The sequence below is a fragment of the Roseibium sp. RKSG952 genome (assembly GCF_009711355.1).
Genome location: NZ_SMMF01000955.1, coordinates 59,971 through 76,418, shown reverse-complemented (window position 1 = coordinate 76,418; position 16,448 = coordinate 59,971). Strand labels below are relative to the sequence as shown.

General features: G+C 54.5%; 16 protein-coding genes and 3 tRNA genes. 11 read left to right on the top strand and 8 right to left on the bottom strand.

The window, feature by feature from the left end; all coding sequences use genetic code 11:
* From E1297_RS36970 to uvrA, 5 genes are all read left to right on the top strand, one after another.
* A partial coding sequence (locus E1297_RS36970) for a DUF192 domain-containing protein (protein WP_196223488.1) occupies positions 1-270 on the top strand: 270 nt, incomplete at its 5' end.
* 43 nt (positions 271-313) lie between these two features.
* Positions 314-390 (top strand) — tRNA-Pro (locus tag E1297_RS36965).
* Positions 391-731: 341 nt separating this feature from the next.
* Positions 732-808, top strand: a tRNA-Asp gene (locus tag E1297_RS36960).
* 52 nt (positions 809-860) lie between these two features.
* Positions 861-937, top strand: a tRNA-Asp gene (locus E1297_RS36955).
* A gap of 177 nt (positions 938-1,114) precedes the next feature.
* A complete protein-coding gene (uvrA, locus tag E1297_RS36950; RefSeq protein ID WP_155147066.1) occupies positions 1,115-3,973 on the top strand; it encodes an excinuclease ABC subunit UvrA in 2,859 nt (952 codons plus the stop codon).
* Between the two features lie 4 nt (positions 3,974-3,977).
* On the opposite strand, the gene E1297_RS36945 is transcribed toward uvrA, so the two are convergent.
* The 5 genes from E1297_RS36945 to E1297_RS36925 all read right to left on the bottom strand — a co-directional run bounded on the left by E1297_RS36945 (position 3,978) and on the right by E1297_RS36925 (position 8,848).
* Entirely contained in the window at positions 3,978-4,370 is a 393-nt protein-coding gene (locus E1297_RS36945; protein WP_155147065.1) for a hypothetical protein, read from the bottom strand.
* 109 nt (positions 4,371-4,479) lie between these two features.
* Positions 4,480-5,352 carry a 3-hydroxyisobutyrate dehydrogenase gene (gene mmsB / locus E1297_RS36940; RefSeq protein ID WP_155147063.1) on the bottom strand — a complete coding sequence of 291 codons (873 nt, stop codon included), beginning with the start codon at positions 5,350-5,352 and terminating at the stop codon, positions 4,480-4,482.
* 3 nt (positions 5,353-5,355) lie between these two features.
* Entirely contained in the window at positions 5,356-6,396 is a 1,041-nt protein-coding gene (locus E1297_RS36935) for an enoyl-CoA hydratase/isomerase family protein (RefSeq protein ID WP_155147060.1), read from the bottom strand.
* Positions 6,397-6,403: 7 nt separating this feature from the next.
* Positions 6,404-7,546 carry an acyl-CoA dehydrogenase family protein gene (locus tag E1297_RS36930; protein WP_155147059.1) on the bottom strand — a complete coding sequence of 381 codons (1,143 nt, stop codon included), beginning with the start codon at positions 7,544-7,546 and terminating at the stop codon, positions 6,404-6,406.
* A gap of 186 nt (positions 7,547-7,732) precedes the next feature.
* Complete coding sequence (locus tag E1297_RS36925) at positions 7,733-8,848, bottom strand: carboxylate-amine ligase (protein WP_155147057.1); 1,116 nt, start codon at positions 8,846-8,848, stop codon at positions 7,733-7,735.
* 143 nt (positions 8,849-8,991) lie between these two features.
* On the opposite strand from E1297_RS36925, the gene E1297_RS51400 reads away from it, so the two are divergent.
* Both E1297_RS51400 and E1297_RS36915 read left to right on the top strand, forming a co-directional pair.
* Complete coding sequence (locus E1297_RS51400; RefSeq protein ID WP_209016226.1) at positions 8,992-9,843, top strand: class I SAM-dependent methyltransferase; 852 nt, start codon at positions 8,992-8,994, stop codon at positions 9,841-9,843.
* A gap of 89 nt (positions 9,844-9,932) precedes the next feature.
* On the top strand, positions 9,933-10,391 hold the full coding sequence (locus E1297_RS36915; protein WP_244328025.1) for a fasciclin domain-containing protein: 459 nt from the start codon (positions 9,933-9,935) through the stop codon (positions 10,389-10,391).
* Positions 10,392-10,447: 56 nt separating this feature from the next.
* Here E1297_RS36915 and E1297_RS36910 read toward each other — a convergent pair whose 3' ends face one another.
* Positions 10,448-11,047, bottom strand: a complete 600-nt coding sequence (locus E1297_RS36910; protein ID WP_209016225.1) for a L,D-transpeptidase — start codon at positions 11,045-11,047, stop codon at positions 10,448-10,450.
* 250 nt (positions 11,048-11,297) lie between these two features.
* On the opposite strand from E1297_RS36910, the gene E1297_RS36905 reads away from it, so the two are divergent.
* A complete protein-coding gene (locus E1297_RS36905; RefSeq protein ID WP_196223487.1) occupies positions 11,298-12,083 on the top strand; it encodes an EF-hand domain-containing protein in 786 nt (261 codons plus the stop codon).
* A 67-nt stretch (positions 12,084-12,150) separates the two neighbouring features.
* On the opposite strand, the gene E1297_RS36900 is transcribed toward E1297_RS36905, so the two are convergent.
* Positions 12,151-13,650, bottom strand: a complete 1,500-nt coding sequence (locus tag E1297_RS36900) for a CoA-acylating methylmalonate-semialdehyde dehydrogenase (protein WP_155147052.1) — start codon at positions 13,648-13,650, stop codon at positions 12,151-12,153.
* Between E1297_RS36900 and E1297_RS36895 the strand changes: the two genes are divergently transcribed.
* The 3 genes from E1297_RS36895 (at position 13,628) to coaD (ending at position 15,734) form a co-directional block, all read left to right on the top strand.
* Complete coding sequence (locus E1297_RS36895) at positions 13,628-14,656, top strand: LysR family transcriptional regulator (protein ID WP_368669803.1); 1,029 nt, start codon at positions 13,628-13,630, stop codon at positions 14,654-14,656. The genes E1297_RS36900 and E1297_RS36895 overlap by 23 nt on opposite strands.
* 63 nt (positions 14,657-14,719) lie before the next feature.
* Positions 14,720-15,157, top strand: a complete 438-nt coding sequence (locus E1297_RS36890) for a CBS domain-containing protein (RefSeq protein ID WP_155147049.1) — start codon at positions 14,720-14,722, stop codon at positions 15,155-15,157.
* A gap of 85 nt (positions 15,158-15,242) precedes the next feature.
* Positions 15,243-15,734: a pantetheine-phosphate adenylyltransferase gene (coaD, locus tag E1297_RS36885; RefSeq protein ID WP_155147047.1), complete on the top strand. Its 492-nt coding sequence runs from the start codon at positions 15,243-15,245 to the stop codon at positions 15,732-15,734.
* On the opposite strand, the gene E1297_RS36880 is transcribed toward coaD, so the two are convergent.
* A partial coding sequence (locus E1297_RS36880; protein WP_155147234.1) for a type I glyceraldehyde-3-phosphate dehydrogenase occupies positions 15,726-16,448 on the bottom strand: 723 nt, incomplete at its 5' end. The two genes, coaD and E1297_RS36880, sit on opposite strands and share 9 nt — an antisense overlap.

The window sequence follows — 16,448 nt, the reverse complement described above, 5'->3', positions numbered from 1 at the left end:
TTGTTCGTTTTTGATCCTCCTCAGCGTGTGGCGTTCTGGATGAAGAACACTCTGATTCCGTTGGACATGATTTTTCTCGATAAAACCGGGACGGTGACTCGCGTTCACGAAGGTGCGATTCCCGGAAATCTGACACCTGTTGAAGGCGGTGATTCCGTGTTTGCGGTGCTGGAAATCAATGCAGGCTTGGCCTCGCGCTATTCAATCAAACCCGGAACTGTCATGCGGCATGAAATTTTTTCACAAGGACCCGCAAAATGGCCTTGTTAGGGGTTTTCAAATCAGATCGGCATCGTTAGGAAGGCGCACGGTCCGGGGCGTGGCGCAGTCTGGTAGCGCACCTGTTTTGGGTACAGGGGGTCGTAGGTTCGAATCCTGCCGCCCCGACCACTTCTTTCAAAAAAGTTGAAAGCGCAATTGGGTCTGACAATAGTCAGACCCTGCGTTTTTTCGGCCAGATCAAACGACGTCTGAGCGCCTGGTGTGGCATCTTCCACCTTTGAATTGTTGCTGCTTTTGATGAAGGGCTTAGGCCCAAGATTACAATCATAGAACCAGATGTTTTGCGCTGAGGAGAACCCTGAACACCCGGACCTCTGGAAGGGGCGCAGCTATATCTTCGAACTCACAAACAAATTTTCAGGTTAATTGAAAAAACTTGAAAACGCCGCTTGACGATGTCGGGGCGTAGCCATAATACACCCCAACGTTCAGCAACGAACGGGCAGCGGGCGGTTGTAGCTCAGTTGGTTAGAGTACCGGCCTGTCACGCCGGGGGTCGCGGGTTCGAGCCCCGTCAACCGCGCCATCGCTGCCAACCTTTGATCCGGGTTAATGGATCAGACATAGACCCTAAATGCGCGGTTGTAGCTCAGTTGGTTAGAGTACCGGCCTGTCACGCCGGGGGTCGCGGGTTCGAGCCCCGTCAACCGCGCCATTTTCCTTTCAATGCCGATTATAAATAAACCCCTACCGGGGGGGACTGATTGGATTGTGGTCTTAGTGTCAGGAGATGTCGGCAATAAACCGTTAGTTCACACTTTGTTCTAACTTTTTTGTTGGAGACTCGGCGCCGCTCGCCTATTTCTAGGACACTTGTTTGTTGGGGGCCTGAATGGCTGAGCTGAAAAATATCGAGGTGCGCGGTGCGCGCGAGCATAACCTCAAGGGAATCGATGTCGACATTCCGCGCGACCAGCTAGTAGTGATTACCGGTTTGTCGGGTTCTGGTAAGTCATCGCTGGCGTTTGACACCATCTATGCCGAAGGCCAGCGCCGCTATGTTGAGAGCCTGTCAGCCTACGCCCGTCAGTTCCTTGACATGATGGAAAAGCCGGACGTGGACCACATTAGTGGTCTTTCCCCGGCGATTTCGATCGAGCAGAAAACAACATCCAAGAACCCTCGTTCTACGGTCGGTACTGTCACCGAGATATACGACTATATGCGGCTGCTGTTTGCGCGCGCGGGAACGCCCTATAGCCCCGCCACCGGTCTGCCCATTGAGGCGCAGCAGGTGCAGGACATGGTCGATCGCATCATGACGATGGAGGAGGGGACACGTGGCTATCTTCTGGCTCCGATTGTGCGGGATCGGAAGGGGGAATACAAAAAAGAGTTCCTTGAGCTTCGGAAGCAGGGGTTTCAGCGGGTCAAAGTGGATGGTGAGTTCTATGAACTGGATGAGCCGCCTGTGCTGGACAAGAAGTTCCGGCACGACATTGATGTTGTCGTCGACCGCCTTGTTGTCCGTGAAGGCATGGAGACCCGCCTGGCCGACAGTCTGAGAACAGCGCTGGATCTGGCAGATGGAATCGCGATTCTCGAGACTGCTCCGCGTGAAGGTGATCCCGAGCGTATCACGTTCAGCGAGAACTTTGCCTGCCCGGTCAGTGGTTTCACCATTCCGGAAATCGAACCCCGGTTGTTTTCGTTCAACGCACCTTTCGGGGCGTGTCCGGACTGCGATGGGCTGGGTGTCGAGTTGTTCTTTGACGAACGCCTTGTAGTGCCCGACCAAACGCTCAAATTGTATGACGGGGCACTCGCGCCATGGCGCAAGGGCAAATCTCCGTACTTCCTGCAAACAATCGAGGCGATTGCCCGCCATTACGACTTTGACAAGAACACACCCTGGAAGGATCTGCCTTCTAAGGTTCAGCAGGTGTTTCTTCGCGGTTCCGGAGATGAGGAAATTCAGTTCCGGTATGACGAAGGGGGACGCGTTTATCAGGTCACGCGCAGCTTTGAGGGTGTGATTCCCAATATGGAGCGCCGCTATCGCGAAACAGACAGCGCATGGATTCGAGAAGAATTCGAACGGTACCAAAACAACCGACCCTGTGGGACGTGTGAAGGTTATCGCCTGCGTCCCGAAGCGCTTGCGGTCAAGATTGCAGGGCAGCACGTGGGTCAGGTCGTCGAGATGTCGATTCGAGAGGCGCTCGCGTGGATTGAGGATGCCCCAAACCATCTGAGCGCGCAAAAGAATGAAATTGCGCGGGCTATTCTGAAGGAAATCCGTGAGCGCCTCGGTTTCTTAAATAACGTTGGCTTGGAATACCTTACGCTCTCACGTTCAAGTGGAACCTTGTCTGGTGGAGAGAGTCAGAGGATTCGTTTGGCAAGCCAGATCGGTTCGGGTCTGACCGGTGTCCTGTATGTTTTGGACGAACCTTCGATTGGTTTGCACCAACGGGACAATGACCGTCTCCTTGGCACACTCAAGAACCTGCGCGATCAGGGAAACACTGTCATCGTCGTCGAGCATGACGAAGAGGCGATCCGCGAAGCTGATTACGTGTTTGATATTGGACCCGGTGCGGGTGTTCACGGCGGTCAGGTCGTCAGTCATGGTACGCCGGATCAAATTGCCGGTGATGCGGCTTCGATCACGGGCCAGTACCTCTCTGGTGTTCGAGAGATTGCTGTCCCGTCCGAAAGACGCAAAGGCAACAAGAAGAAAGTTACCGTTGTCAAAGCAACGGGTAACAATCTGAAGAATGTGACCGCAGAATTCCCGCTCGGTAAGTTTGTTTGTGTCACCGGCGTGTCCGGTGGGGGTAAATCGACGCTGACCATTGAAACGCTTTTCAAGACTGCCTCGATGCGGCTGAACGGCGCGCGGCAGACGCCTGCGCCCTGTGAAACTATCAAAGGGCTGGAGCATCTGGATAAGGTCATCGATATTGATCAGCGGCCCATCGGGCGGACTCCGCGTTCAAATCCAGCGACTTACACTGGTGCCTTCACCCCGATTCGCGACTGGTTCGCTGGGTTGCCCGAGGCGAAAGCGCGTGGTTACAAACCCGGGCGGTTCAGCTTTAACGTCAAGGGCGGGCGTTGTGAGGCCTGTCAGGGCGATGGGGTCATCAAAATCGAGATGCACTTCCTGCCCGATGTCTACGTGACCTGCGAAACCTGTAAGGGCGCGCGCTATAACCGCGAGACTCTTGAAATCAAGTTCAAGGGTAAGTCCATCGCGGACGTCCTTGATATGACAGTCGAGGATGCGCAGGAATTCTTCAAAGCGGTGCCTTCGATCCGCGACAAGATGGATGCTTTGGCGCGTGTAGGCCTCGGCTATATCAAGGTGGGTCAGCAGGCCACCACGTTGTCAGGGGGCGAGGCGCAGCGGGTTAAGCTGTCAAAGGAACTGAGCAAACGATCGACCGGTCGCACGCTCTATATCCTTGATGAGCCAACAACTGGTCTTCATTTTGAGGATGTTCGCAAGTTGTTGGAAGTGCTGCATGAACTGGTCGATCAGGGCAATACGGTAGTCGTGATTGAGCACAATCTGGACGTGGTCAAAACCGCCGACTGGATTATCGATATCGGTCCGGAAGGGGGCGATGGAGGTGGCGAGATCGTTGCAGCCGGAACACCTGAAGATGTAGCCGGAAATGAACGCAGCCACACTGGACGGTATCTGCTTCCTATGCTGAACCCTGAGCGCGTGGCAGCCGAGTAACGCGCTAATTCAGGATGTCTGCGACGGCCCCGATCAGGTTTAGAACCTTATGCGTATCGGGGTCGATGCCGTAGACATAATCACCGGCGCGGACGTAGTAACCGTTTCTCTTAAGCCCATAGCGGTATGGATCATTAATCCAGACGTAGTCGCGATCGATCCTGTCACCGATCTGGTAACGATTCTTAACCTGACCAGGAGGTACGCAGGGAACGGCTTTTTTTGCTAGTCCTGGAGGGCAGTGACCTGCATTCCCCTGAACGACAATTCCTTGCTGTGGCGAAACCCTTTGAACTTGAATAGAATTCTTGCCCTTACCATTACCGTTTCCGGCGCTCACGACGGCGGGAGAGAGGGCAATGGCAGCGACTATGGCAAGACAGGGCAATTTGTTCATCGAAGCACTCCAATGACCATCAACAGTGGCGTCAGTCAGAGCATACCCGGAAAAATAAGTGCGCGCAGTCACGTCTACGATGACTGCGCGATTTGCTGCCGGTGACTAATCAGTTGCGGCCACGCTTTTCAAATCGCGGTAGCATAGCGCTGAAGTCGCGTCCTAGCCCGTCTTCGTTCTCGACAAATTGTTCATATAGAGCGGTGGCAACCTGTCCCATCGGCGTGTCTGCATCGGCACTGTCTGCGGCCTGCTGGCTAAGACGCAGGTCTTTCAGCATCAGTTCGGCAGCGAATCCGGGCTGGTATTCGTTGTCCGCAGGGCTTTGGGGGCCAACACCGGGTGCGGGGCAGTAGGCGTTCATGGTCCAGCTGTAGCCCGAGGAGGTGCTCACTACATCGAACATCTTTTGCCGGTCCAGTCCCAGCTTGTCGGCCAATGCAAAGGCCTCGCAGGTGGCGATCATGGTGACGCCCAGGATCATGTTGTTGCAGATTTTCGCTGCTTGACCTGCACCAGCTTCACCACAATGCACCGCCTTTTGCCCCATGATATCGAACAATGGGACGGCTTTAGCAAAGGCTTCGTCAGAACCACCTGCCATAAATGTCAGGGTGCCGGCTGCAGCGCCGCCGATACCGCCTGATACCGGCGCATCCACCGACAACAGACCTGCCGCCTGGGCCTGCGCAGCAACGGCGCGGGCACTGTCGACGTCAACAGTTGAGCAATCAATCAGCACGGTACCCGGCTGCATCTGAGGAATGATCTGATTGGCGACTGCACGAAGAATCGTGCCATTTGGCAGCATTGTAATCACAGCATCTGCAGCTTCGGCAGCCGCGACCGCTGTTTCGACCTGCTTGACGCCCTCAACAGAAACGCCCGCGGTGTCAAAGCCATGAACCTGATGGCCTGCTTTGGCCAGGTTCGCGGCCATAGGTGCCCCCATGTTGCCCAGTCCAATGAAACCGATCTTCATCTCTTATTCCTCCTCGAAACTCAGTGTATCCGCGCCCAATGGTTGCAACATTTTTGATACGGAAACGGCAGGCACGTTCATGCCAGCGAACTGCCATTTCGGATTGCGATCCTTGTCGATGATCTGGGCGCGAATGCCCTCCAGAAAATCACCGTGTTCCATCGCGCGATGGGTAAAACGATACTCTAACTCCAACGCCTTTCGCATAGTCAGGGCAGGGCCTCGCAGTCTGTGCAGCATCTCGATCGCACATGCCATCGAAAGCGGCGAAGTCCGTGACAGCGTCGTTAGCGTTTTCTCTGCAAATTCTGTCTTTCCGTTGCGCAGGTTTGTCAGAATGTCGCCCAGAGTTTCACCGTCGAAGAACTGATCAATTTCCTTCTGTGCCTGTTCCAACTCGCTGTTGGCCGGAATCTCGGCGTGATCAGACAAGAGTTCGGCATTTCCCGACGCCTCGAGCATCTCGATCAAGTCAGACCATTTTGATTGCGGAATGTAGAGATCAGCAAACCCGGCATATATCGCATCGGCTGGCCCCATGCGTGCACCGGTTGTACCCAGATACTCTCCCAAACGCCCTGGCGCCAATGCCAGCATGAGTGAGCCACCGACATCCGGAACCAGGCCGATCGAGCATTCCGGCATGGCGATTTTCGAGGATTCTCCGACAACTCGGTGGCTGCCGTGGCAACCGATGCCAACACCACCACCCATTGTGAAGCCCTGCAGGAAGCTGACGACCGGTTTAGGGTATTCAAAGATCATCGCATTCAGGCGGTACTCATCTTTCCAGAAAGTCTGACCGTAGGCAAAATCGCCTTTTGTACCCGTTTCATAGAGTTCTGCGATGTCCCCCCCGGCGCAGAAGGCCTTTTCACCCTCAGCATCAAGAATGACCAGATCAACGGCGTCATCTTCGCGCCAGTTGCGCAGCGCAACGTCGATTGCCATGCACATATCATAGCTAAGCGCGTTCAGGGCCTGTGGCCGTGTCAGGGTAATCCGTCCTGCACGGCCAGTTATACGAATGTCGATGTCGGACATGAATTCCTCAGCGATTGGCAAGCATTTGGCGGGCGACGATCACACGCATGATCTCGTTGGTGCCTTCCAATATCTGATGCACCCGAAGGTCGCGCACAAGCTTCTCAATGCCATAGTCTGCAAGATATCCGTAACCACCATGCAGTTGCAGGCATTGATCGACCACTTTCGATCCCGTTTCAGTTACAAATTTCTTGGCCATGGCGCAGAACTTGGTGGCATCCGGCGCACCCTGATCAAGCTTCCATGCTGCCTGACGCAGGAAGGTTCTGGCAGCCTGCAGTTCGATTTCCATGTCAGCCAGTCGGAATTGAAGCGCCTGGAACTGATCGATGGATTTCCCAAACGCCTTGCGTTCGGACATGTATTGTAGCGTCATGTCCAAACCGGCTTGGGCTGCACCTAACGAACAGGAGGCGATGTTAAGACGGCCGCCATCCAGCCCCATCATCGCGTATTTGAAACCATCACCTTCGGTGCCCACAAGATTGCCTGATGGAATCTTGCAATCGTCAAACTGAACCTGTGCCGTCGGCTGGCTTTTCCATCCCATCTTTTGCTCAAGCGCCCCAAAGCTGAGGCCCGCTGTTCCGTCCTCGACATAGACCGTCGAAATGCCTTTCGGTCCGTCTTCGCCGGTGCGGACCATGCAGACATAAGCATCGGAGTACCCGCCACCTGAGATGAAGGCTTTGGTGCCATTCAGAGTGTAACCCTCATTAGTGCGTTCAGCCCGAGTTTTGAGTGCTGCGGCATCCGAACCTGAGCCTGGTTCAGTGAGGCAGTAACTCAGTACGGTATTCAGGCTCAGAACCTCTGGCATAATGCGAGATTTCAGCTCATCGCTGCCAAAGCTGTCGAGCATCTTGGCGCACATATTGTGGATCGAAAGAAATGCCGCGACCGAGGGGCAAGCCATTGAGAGCGCTTCAAATACAAGAGTAGCGTCCAACCGCGTCAGTCCCGATCCACCACTATCTTCGGAAACGTAGAGACCCCCAAAACCCAGTTCACCGATTTGCGGCCAAAGCTCCTTTGGGATTGTTCCATCCGTTTCCCATTGGCGCGCGTGCGGGGCGATATTCTCCTGTCCGAACGCGTAGGCCATGTCGAAGATGGCTGTTTGTTCCTCGGTCAGCGCGAAATCCATGGCCTGCCTCCCCTGCAGATTGGTGAATTGAACGAGTGTTTATTTCCCAATCCTTACAGAAATTTTTCACGGCCAGCAATCGTAGGACTACCTACAAAATATGCAGTAATTCTTGCCGGTACCTGCTTTGAAATCGCTGTGACGAACTTTGAGTCAGAAATCCGCGAAACGATCGGATTTGGCGGATCAAAGATCGGAGTGGAATTCTTCGATCAGATGTTTAACGACAGCTCTGCCTGGATCTTCACCTTGTGCCGCAGCCTCAGCATGAACACGCCGCTGACGAGTGGCTGATGTGCCGCTTTCTGCGATCTGTAGCAAACGCGCAAGCTCGCTCATGGTGCCCAAAGCCTCTGCATCTTCGGCAAGCATACCCATAAGCTCACCCATGAGTTCAGCCATTGGTTTGATTGACCGGTCACCAAAGTCGATCAGACCCTCACCAACGCCATATCGTTGCGCCCGCCATCGATTTTCTCCGATCAGAAAGCGGTCGTATTGACGCCAACGCAGGTTGCGGTCTTTGAGACGACAGAGCATCCGTGTCAGTGCCTGATTCAGAGCGGCAAGCGATAGCGTATGCTCCAGTCTCGGTTGGACATCCATGATGCGGGTTTCAAGTGTGGGGAACCGATGCGAAGGACGCAGGTCCCACCAGATTTTCGAGGTGTCCTCAATCACGCCCAGTTCGACCAGCACACCCGTGGTCCGTTCATATTCGGACCAACTGCCAAAGACCGGAGGCAAGCCTGTTCTCGGCAAATTGTCAAAGACAGTCAGGCGGTATGATGACAGCCCTGTATCCTCGCCATTCCAAAAGGGGGAGGAGGTTGAGAGGGCTAGTAAATGCGGCAGGAAGTAACAGAGCTGAGGCATCAGATCAGCGCGCAATGCAGGATCTTCAACGCCCACGTGGACATGCATGCCACAGATCAGCATCCTGCGTGCCACACCACCAAGAGCATGTTGCAATGCGTCGTATCGTTCCTTGCGGGTGTGACTTTGGTTTTTCCAATCCGCAAAGGGATGGCACGAAACCGCTATCGGAGCCAGATTGTATTCCGCAGCGCGTTTGGACACGCAGGAACGCAGTCGTTTCAAATCTTCCCGTGCTGAAGCGATTGTGGTGTGGGGGCGAGTGCCAACTTCAATCTGACATTGCAGGAATTCAGGGCTGACCTGACCTTCGAAATCGGATTGGCAGGCTTCCATGAGTTCAGCAGGCGCTTCGGCAAGATGCAGGCTGTCGCGATCGACCAGCAGATACTCTTCTTCTATGCCAAGCGTGAATTCCTGCTGCATGCGCGGACCTCTCGTCTATTTGTCAGACCAGTGAATACGGAATTGGCCTTTTTGCCAAGGGTTTGGGATTGTGGTTCTTGCAGAGGTCATGCAAGCAACGCTATGCAGCGTCCAAAGCCCAATGCCAAATCGGAGCCTTCCGCGTGAAACCCAGAAAATTCCCCCGGATCAACGCCGTCCTGGATCGGATCGGCGTCAAACTGATCGACAAGGTGACAGAGCGGGATGAGCGCGCACGGCTTGAGGCGTTTGAACGGGCAGGGGGATTGGCACGTCCGGCGTATGCCCTGTCACCGGGGATGGACGATTTTGACATTTCACAGCTGACCAATGAGTTTCATCAATACGCCGATGCCTTGTCAGCGTTGAAAGATCCCTCACGCAACAAGACCGGATATCGCATTGGTAACGGTTATTATGACAGCCCGGATGCTGAGGCGCTGTATCTGATGATCCGCCGTTTTCAGCCAAAGCGCGTGATCGAGGTGGGCTGTGGCAACTCGACCCGAGTGACACGGCAGGCGATCATTGATGGCGGGCTGGATACGAAAATCACAGCCATCGATCCGTATCCCCGTGCGGACATTGCTCACGTAGTCGATCAGTTCGAACAGAAACGGCTTGAAGAAGTCGATCCAGAGCTGTTTGCACAGCTCGAGGCTGGGGATGTTCTGTTCATCGATTCCAGTCATGTTGTGCGGATGAGCAATGATGTGGCGCATTTGTTCTGTCGGATCATACCAACCCTTAAGCCGGGCGTAGTGATCCATGTCCACGATGTATTTCTGCCTTATGAATACCCCAAGCGTTTCTTCTATGACTGTCCCGGTTGGGGAGAGCAATATATGCTGCACGCATTGCTGCAATCTGGTTCATATTCAATGCTTTGGCCGGGGTACTACCTGCAGCAAGATCGCCCGGATGCGGTAGAATCCTTACCGTTTCTCAAGGATGGTCGCGCTCAAAGCATCTGGGTTCAGTACAATCCCGCGTAATCATAAAGTGATCCGGTTTTACTAAAGGCCCGTACCCCTTTCCATAACTAGCTGGAGAGGAGAAGACAGTTATGTTCCGCCGTACTTTCATGGGCGCCGCCGCCGCAATCGCACTGACCCTGCCGCTTAAGGCACAGGCTGCTGACATCGTTGACACTGCTGTATCGGCAGGTTCGTTCAATACACTGGTCGCCGCCGTTCAGGCTGCAGACCTGGTCGACACGCTGAAAGGTAAGGGGCCTTACACGGTTTTCGCACCAACTGATGAGGCATTCGCAGCTTTGCCCGAAGGTACAGTTGAAACGTTGCTGTTGCCTGAAAATAAGGATCAACTCGTCGCCATCCTTACCTATCATGTTGTTCCGGCCAAGGTCATGTCGGGTGACATTGCAGGCAAGCGCGCCAAGGTTCTGACCGTTCAGGGCGACCGTCTGAGCGTGAATGCCAAAAATGGCGTGAAGGTGAATAAAGCCGAAGTCGTTCAGGCCGACATCGAAGCCAGCAACGGCGTCATCCATGTGATCGACGCAGTTCTTTTGCCGGAGTAAGTTACCGCTTCACCACAATGAAAAAGCCCCGGTCCTTGTGGCCGGGGCTTCGTGTTTCAGAGGAGCCGGACTTTGGTTCCGACTTTAACCAGTGGGTAGAGTTCTTCGACATGCTGGTTGTAAAGGCCGATGCAGCCGGATGAGCTCTGACGACCGATTTTTCGGGTGTCATGGGTGCCGTGCACCAGATAGGCGGGCCAGCTCAGATACATCGCGCGGGTTCCTAACGGGTTGCCCGGGTCGCCACCTTCCATGCGGATCGGCAGGGATGGATCACGCTCGCGCATAGATGCGGTTGGTGTCCAGCTTGGGTTTTCACGCTTTCTGACAACTTCGGTGTATCCGCGTTTAGTCAGCTCTTCGCTCATTGGAACCGAGCTTGGGTACAGCTTGTAGGTGCCATCAGGTCCCCAATAGTGCACTGCTCGGCTGGTGATATCCGCGAGCAGACAGCCGACGCCCAACTCATCAAAATGGTCCTGCCAGTTCTGCTGTGAGAACGAAGAAACATTGCGACGCACAGGTAATTGGGTGCTGATCTCATCTTCAGTCTCAGGGAATGCATCGGAGCTTTGGGCGCGCAATAGGGTTGGTGCGGCAATAGCGGATGCTACGCCCAACAGGGCAGCGCGACGATTAATACGGGAACTGGACACTTAAGCCTCCTGAAAGACTGCTCAGATTTTTCGGCAATTTAGTTATTCGTTCACGCCAGAGCCAGATGTGTCACCTAAATTTTCTGTGAGATATCAGATTTACTTGCGAATTTTCGCCTGTCCGGACAGCAGATTGACCACTGTCCGGACACGATTTGCCTGTTTGCCGGACACGGGTTGGGCTATTTTTAGGGCCATGTCTGCTCCAACTGCAAGAGACAGGCCCACAGTATTCCGGAGACCACACGATATGACCAAGAAATCAGAAACCTTGGAAATTCGCGTATCTTATGAGTTGAAAAGCAAGCTGGCTGATCTCAGCGAACAACGCGGATCGTCAATGAGTGAACTCGTACGCGGTGTGATCGATCGGGAGCTGGCAGGGCCGTCATCTGATAATATTGGAGAACATGACATGCCCGTTCGCTCATTGAGCAATTTTGCCCCCAAAACCCTCTACGTGCTACCTGTCTTGTTGCTGGCAGGGGTGTATTGGGGTTCGGCCCAGACACCTGCGCAGGCTACCCCCATGGCCCGTATGTTTTTCACCGAGCTTGATCGAAATGGTGACGGAGTGATCACAAAGCCTGAGTTCCAGCAATTCCTGACGCAGGAAGACGTGCTGTTTCTACCCGATGATTGTGATGCCAGCACTGAACCCTGCACGCCAGAAGCAATAGCTGCTGACGAAATCAGCCGTGCCGACGCAAATGCGGATGGCCATGTTGAGTATTCCGAGTTTGAAACCGTGTTTCTGGCGGAGCGTGCGATAGAGTTTCTGGAATACGACGCTGATGAAAATGGCGTTGTTTCACCGGATGAACTCGTCGCAGTTGATGTGCAGGACATCATCGAGTTCCCCGATCCCGAAATGGATGAGCCTTTGCCGGCCGAGTGCCTGACAATGGTGGAAAACGGAAAGATCAAAGGCATCGCCAAAGCCTGTGTCCCCGAACACGATCTACGGATGATGATGGCTGAATTTGATGCTGATTTTGACGGGCAGATTACGCTGCGCGAGTTCCTCCAGAACTGATACCTCGCTGAGGAACTGAAAAAGGCCGCCCGATTGGGCGGCCTTTGGTATTTCGAAGGAATGGATTTTAGTCCATCGCTTTGAAGTTGAACTCGCCACCTTCCTTGATGCCCGACGGCCAGCGCGATGTCACTGTTTTGGTGCGGGTGTAGAACTTGAAGCTGTCAGGACCGTGCTGGTTCAAGTCGCCGAACATGGATTTCTTCCAGCCACCAAAGGTGTGATAGGCCAGCGGAACCGGGATCGGAACGTTGATGCCAACCATGCCGATATTCACGCGGCTGGCAAAGTCACGTGCGGTGTCACCGTCACGAGTGAAGATCGCGGTGCCGTTGCCGTATTCATGATCCATCGCCAGCTTCAGCGCTTCTTCATAGGAGCCTGCGCGGACGGTCGACAGAACAGGACCAAAGATTTCCTGCTTGTAGATGTCCATTTCGGGGGTCACGTGATCAAACAGGTGCGGTCCGACAAAGAACCCGTCCTCATAGCCCTGCAGGCTGAAGTCGCGGTTGTCGACAACCAGCTTAGCGCCTTGTTCCACGCCCGAGTTGATCAGGCCAAGAATGCGTTCTTTTGCTGCGCCGGTTACGACCGGACCCATGTCGACATCATCACCTGCGGTGTAAGGGCCAACCTTCAGCTTTTCGATGCGCGGGACCAGCTTTTCGATCAGCGCATCGGCAGTTTCCTCACCAACCGGAACAGCGACTGAAATGGCCATGCAGCGTTCGCCAGCCGCGCCGAAACCTGCACCGACCAGCGCGTCCGCTGCCTGGTCCATGTCAGCATCGGGCATGACGATCATGTGGTTCTTCGCACCGCCAAAACACTGCGCGCGCTTACCGTTGGCAGTTGCACGCGAATAGATGTACTGCGCTATCGGGGTCGATCCAACAAACGAGACGCCCTGAATGATCTCGCTGTCCAGCAAGGTGTCTACCGCCTCTTTGTCGCCGTTAACAACCTGGAATACACCCTTGGGTAGGCCCGCTTCGACAAACAGTTCTGCCAGCATCAGCGGAACAGAGGGGTCACGCTCGGAAGGTTTCAGGACAACGGCGTTACCGCAGGCCAGAGCCGGGCCGACGTGCCACAGAGGCATCATGGCGGGGAAGTTGAAGGGCATGATCGCCGCGACAACACCCAATGGCTGACGCATGGAGTACATGTCGATGCCCGGGCCTGCGCTGTCGGTGAATTCACCTTTCAGCATCTGAGGGGCGCCAATGCAGTACTCAATCACCTCGAGGCCACGCTGCAGGTCGCCCTTAGCGTCGGGGATGGTTTTACCGTGCTCGCGGCTCAGCGCTTCGGCCAGCTTGTCCATGTCACGGTTCATCAGGCCGACCATGGCCATCATGACACGGGCGCGCTTTTGCGGGTTGGTTGCACCCCAGGCGATCTGTGCGGCGGCTGCGTCTTCGATCGCCGCTGTGGTTTCAGCTACACTTGCCATCGGGCATTTGTACTGAACTTCGCCGGTTGCAGGGTTGAAAACGTCGTCGAAACGGCCGGATGTGCCCGCCACGTTCTCGCCGTTGATGAAATGGGTCAGATCTTGCATTGCAAACTCCTCCGGTAAATTTGCGCGCAGAATAGGCTTGCAGAAATCCCGCGAACAGAGGCAATGTCTCAAAAGAGCTTTGCAAAAATGCAAAAGGAAACAGATGAACCCAAATTGGGATGACATGCGGGTCTTTCTGGCCGTCGCACGCGAGGAAAGCCTTTCGTCCGCTGGCCGATTGCTGAAGATTGATCCGGCAACCGTCGGGCGGCGAATTGCCCGGCTGGAGACCGCCCTGAACGCTTCACTTTTTACGAAATCTCAGCAGGGTTATCTGCTCACACCGGCAGGTGAGCGCTTAATGGATCACAGCCTGCACGCCGAAGAGGCAATGCGTGCGGCAGCAGGTGCAGTAGCCGGTTCAACAAAATCTCTAAGCGGTCAGATAAGGATCGGAGCGCCGGATGGCAGCGCAAACTACTTGTTACCGCAGGTTTGCGCCAAAATCAGTGATGCGAACCCCGATCTGGACATTCAGATCCTCGCGCTGCCTCGCATTATTAACCTGTCCCGCCGCGAAGCTGATATGGCGGTCACAGTCAGTGCGCCTACGGCAGGAAAGTTGCTGGTGCAAAAAGTCAGCGATTACAAATTGCATCTGGTCGCGACCCGGGAATATCTGGATCGTCATACCCCAATTCAATCTGTCGCCGATCTTGGGGGGCATCGTCTGATTGGGTATATCCCCGATATGATTTTTGACCGTGAGTTGGATTATCTCAACGATATCGGCGTTGACCGTGTTGCGCTTGCATCAAATTCGGTCTCTGTGCAACTTCGGCAGGTTTCGTTGGGAAGTGGTGTCTGCGTCGCTCATGATTTTACGCTGCCATTCCATCCTCATCTTCGTAAAATACTGACGGATCAAGTCAGTTTGACCCGTAGTTTCTACCTCGTTCGACATCAGGGGGATCACCGCAACGAGCGGTTGAACCGCTTTGCAGATGCCCTGACCAAAGGTATCCGCGACGAGGTTGCGCGGCTTGAAGCCGAAGCCCAACCTTGACAGGGTCTTTCATTCCGGCAACGCTTTAAAAAACAGTACGTTATTCCGGAGGTTTTTTCGCTTATGCTTGTTCAGGCCATTCTGAAATCCAAGGCGGCAGGCGGGGTTGTAACCGTCGAACCGTCAGCAACAGTCTCGGAAGCTGCAAAAATTCTGGCTGAGAAACGTATTGGTACGGTGGTCATATCAGAAGATGGTGGTCAGACAGCATCCGGTATTTTGTCAGAGCGTGACATTGTACGGGAGCTCGCGGCAAGTGGCAGCGGGTGTCTTTCGGAACCCGTCAGCGCCTATATGACCCGAGATTTGGTGACAGCCAGCCGCCAGGACACTGTACAGGATATCATGTCCAGAATGACAGAAGGCCGGTTTCGACATATGCCGGTTCTGGAAGACGGGCAGCTTGTTGGAATTGTGACGTTGGGCGATGTGGTCAAGGCTCAATTGACCGAACTGGCCATGGAAAAAGACGCATTGCAAGGCATGATCATGGGGCACTGATCGGGTTTCAGCCTGATGCCGCCTCTTGCACACGCGGCGAAGTTGTGTTTGCTTGCGCAGAAATAAAGTTGCGCAGGAGACAGTGATGCGCGTTGGATTATATCCCGGAACCTTTGACCCGATTACTCTGGGTCATATCGATATCATTCGCCGCGCCGCAGCGCTGGTCGACAAGCTGGTCATCGGAGTTGCGATCAATCGGGACAAGGGCCCTTTGTTCTCACTCGAAGAGCGCGTAGCCATGATTGAGGCGGAATGCGCCTATCTGACCGAACAAACCGGTACTGAGATTGTCGCGCATCCCTTTGAAAACCTGCTGATCGATTGTGCCAGAGATGTCGGTGCTCAGATCATCGTGCGCGGCCTGCGTGCTGTTGCTGATTTTGAGTATGAGTTCCAGATGGTCGGGATGAACCGAGCCTTGGATGATTCAATCGAAACCGTGTTCCTGATGGCTGAGGCAAGACATCAGGCAATCGCATCCAAACTGGTAAAAGAGATCGCCAGATTGGGTGGGGACGTGTCAAAATTTGTCACGCCCCGTGTCAACACTGCATTGCGTGAGAGGTTAGGCTAAAGCGCCCATCGCTGCTGCAGTATCCAGCATCCGGTTCGAAAAACCCCATTCATTGTCATACCAGGCGAGAACACGAACCAGTGTTCCGTCGGTGACTTTGGTCTCCGACAGAGAGACGGTCGAACTATGGGCGTCATGGTTGAAATCTACAGAGACCAGAGGACGATTTTCTGCGGCCAATACGCCGGGGATTTTTTCTGCGGCCTCGGTAAACAACGCGTTCACTTCTTCTTCAGTTGTCGGACGGGAGACTTCGACAACCAAATCGACCACGGAAACGTTAGGCGTGGGTACGCGGATGGCCTGACCCGTCAGTTTGCCCTGAAGTTGTGGCAGAACCAGACCAACGGCAGAGGCCGCACCCGTCGTTGTCGGGATCATCGACAACGCTGCAGCACGCGACAGGTAGGGGTCTTTTCCAGCCGTGTCATGAACGGGTTGGCTGGCCGTATAGGCGTGTACGGTTGTCATGTTTCCGTGCCGAATACCCAAACCTGCATCAAGTGCGGCCGCAACTGGTGACAAGCAATTCGTCGTGCAGGACGCGTTTGAAACCACCAAATCCTCGGCAGTTAGCTCATGCTCATTCACACCGAACACTACAGTTTTGACAGCGCCGTCGCCGCGAGCAGGAGCTGAGATCAACACCTTTTTTGATCCGTTCTGAAAGTGACGCGACGCTGCCTCACGCGTACGGAATACACCAGTGCATTC

Excerpts from the sequence above, each read along its gene's own strand:
- uvrA (WP_155147066.1), top strand. The coding sequence starts at position 1,115 with ATGGCTGAGCTGAAAAATATCGAGGTGCGCGGTGCGCGCGAGCATAAC.
- E1297_RS36945 (WP_155147065.1), bottom strand. The coding sequence starts at position 4,370 with ATGAACAAATTGCCCTGTCTTGCCATAGTCGCTGCCATTGCCCTCTCT.
- mmsB (WP_155147063.1), bottom strand. The coding sequence starts at position 5,352 with ATGAAGATCGGTTTCATTGGACTGGGCAACATGGGGGCACCTATGGCC.
- E1297_RS36935 (WP_155147060.1), bottom strand. The coding sequence starts at position 6,396 with ATGTCCGACATCGACATTCGTATAACTGGCCGTGCAGGACGGATTACC.
- E1297_RS36930 (WP_155147059.1), bottom strand. The coding sequence starts at position 7,546 with ATGGATTTCGCGCTGACCGAGGAACAAACAGCCATCTTCGACATGGCC.
- E1297_RS36925 (WP_155147057.1), bottom strand. The coding sequence starts at position 8,848 with ATGCAGCAGGAATTCACGCTTGGCATAGAAGAAGAGTATCTGCTGGTC.
- E1297_RS36915 (WP_244328025.1), top strand. The coding sequence starts at position 9,933 with ATGGGCGCCGCCGCCGCAATCGCACTGACCCTGCCGCTTAAGGCACAG.
- E1297_RS36905 (WP_196223487.1), top strand. The coding sequence starts at position 11,298 with ATGACCAAGAAATCAGAAACCTTGGAAATTCGCGTATCTTATGAGTTG.
- E1297_RS36895 (WP_368669803.1), top strand. The coding sequence starts at position 13,628 with ATGAAATGGGTCAGATCTTGCATTGCAAACTCCTCCGGTAAATTTGCG.
- E1297_RS36900 (WP_155147052.1), bottom strand. The coding sequence starts at position 13,650 with ATGCAAGATCTGACCCATTTCATCAACGGCGAGAACGTGGCGGGCACA.
- E1297_RS36890 (WP_155147049.1), top strand. The coding sequence starts at position 14,720 with ATGCTTGTTCAGGCCATTCTGAAATCCAAGGCGGCAGGCGGGGTTGTA.
- coaD (WP_155147047.1), top strand. The coding sequence starts at position 15,243 with ATGCGCGTTGGATTATATCCCGGAACCTTTGACCCGATTACTCTGGGT.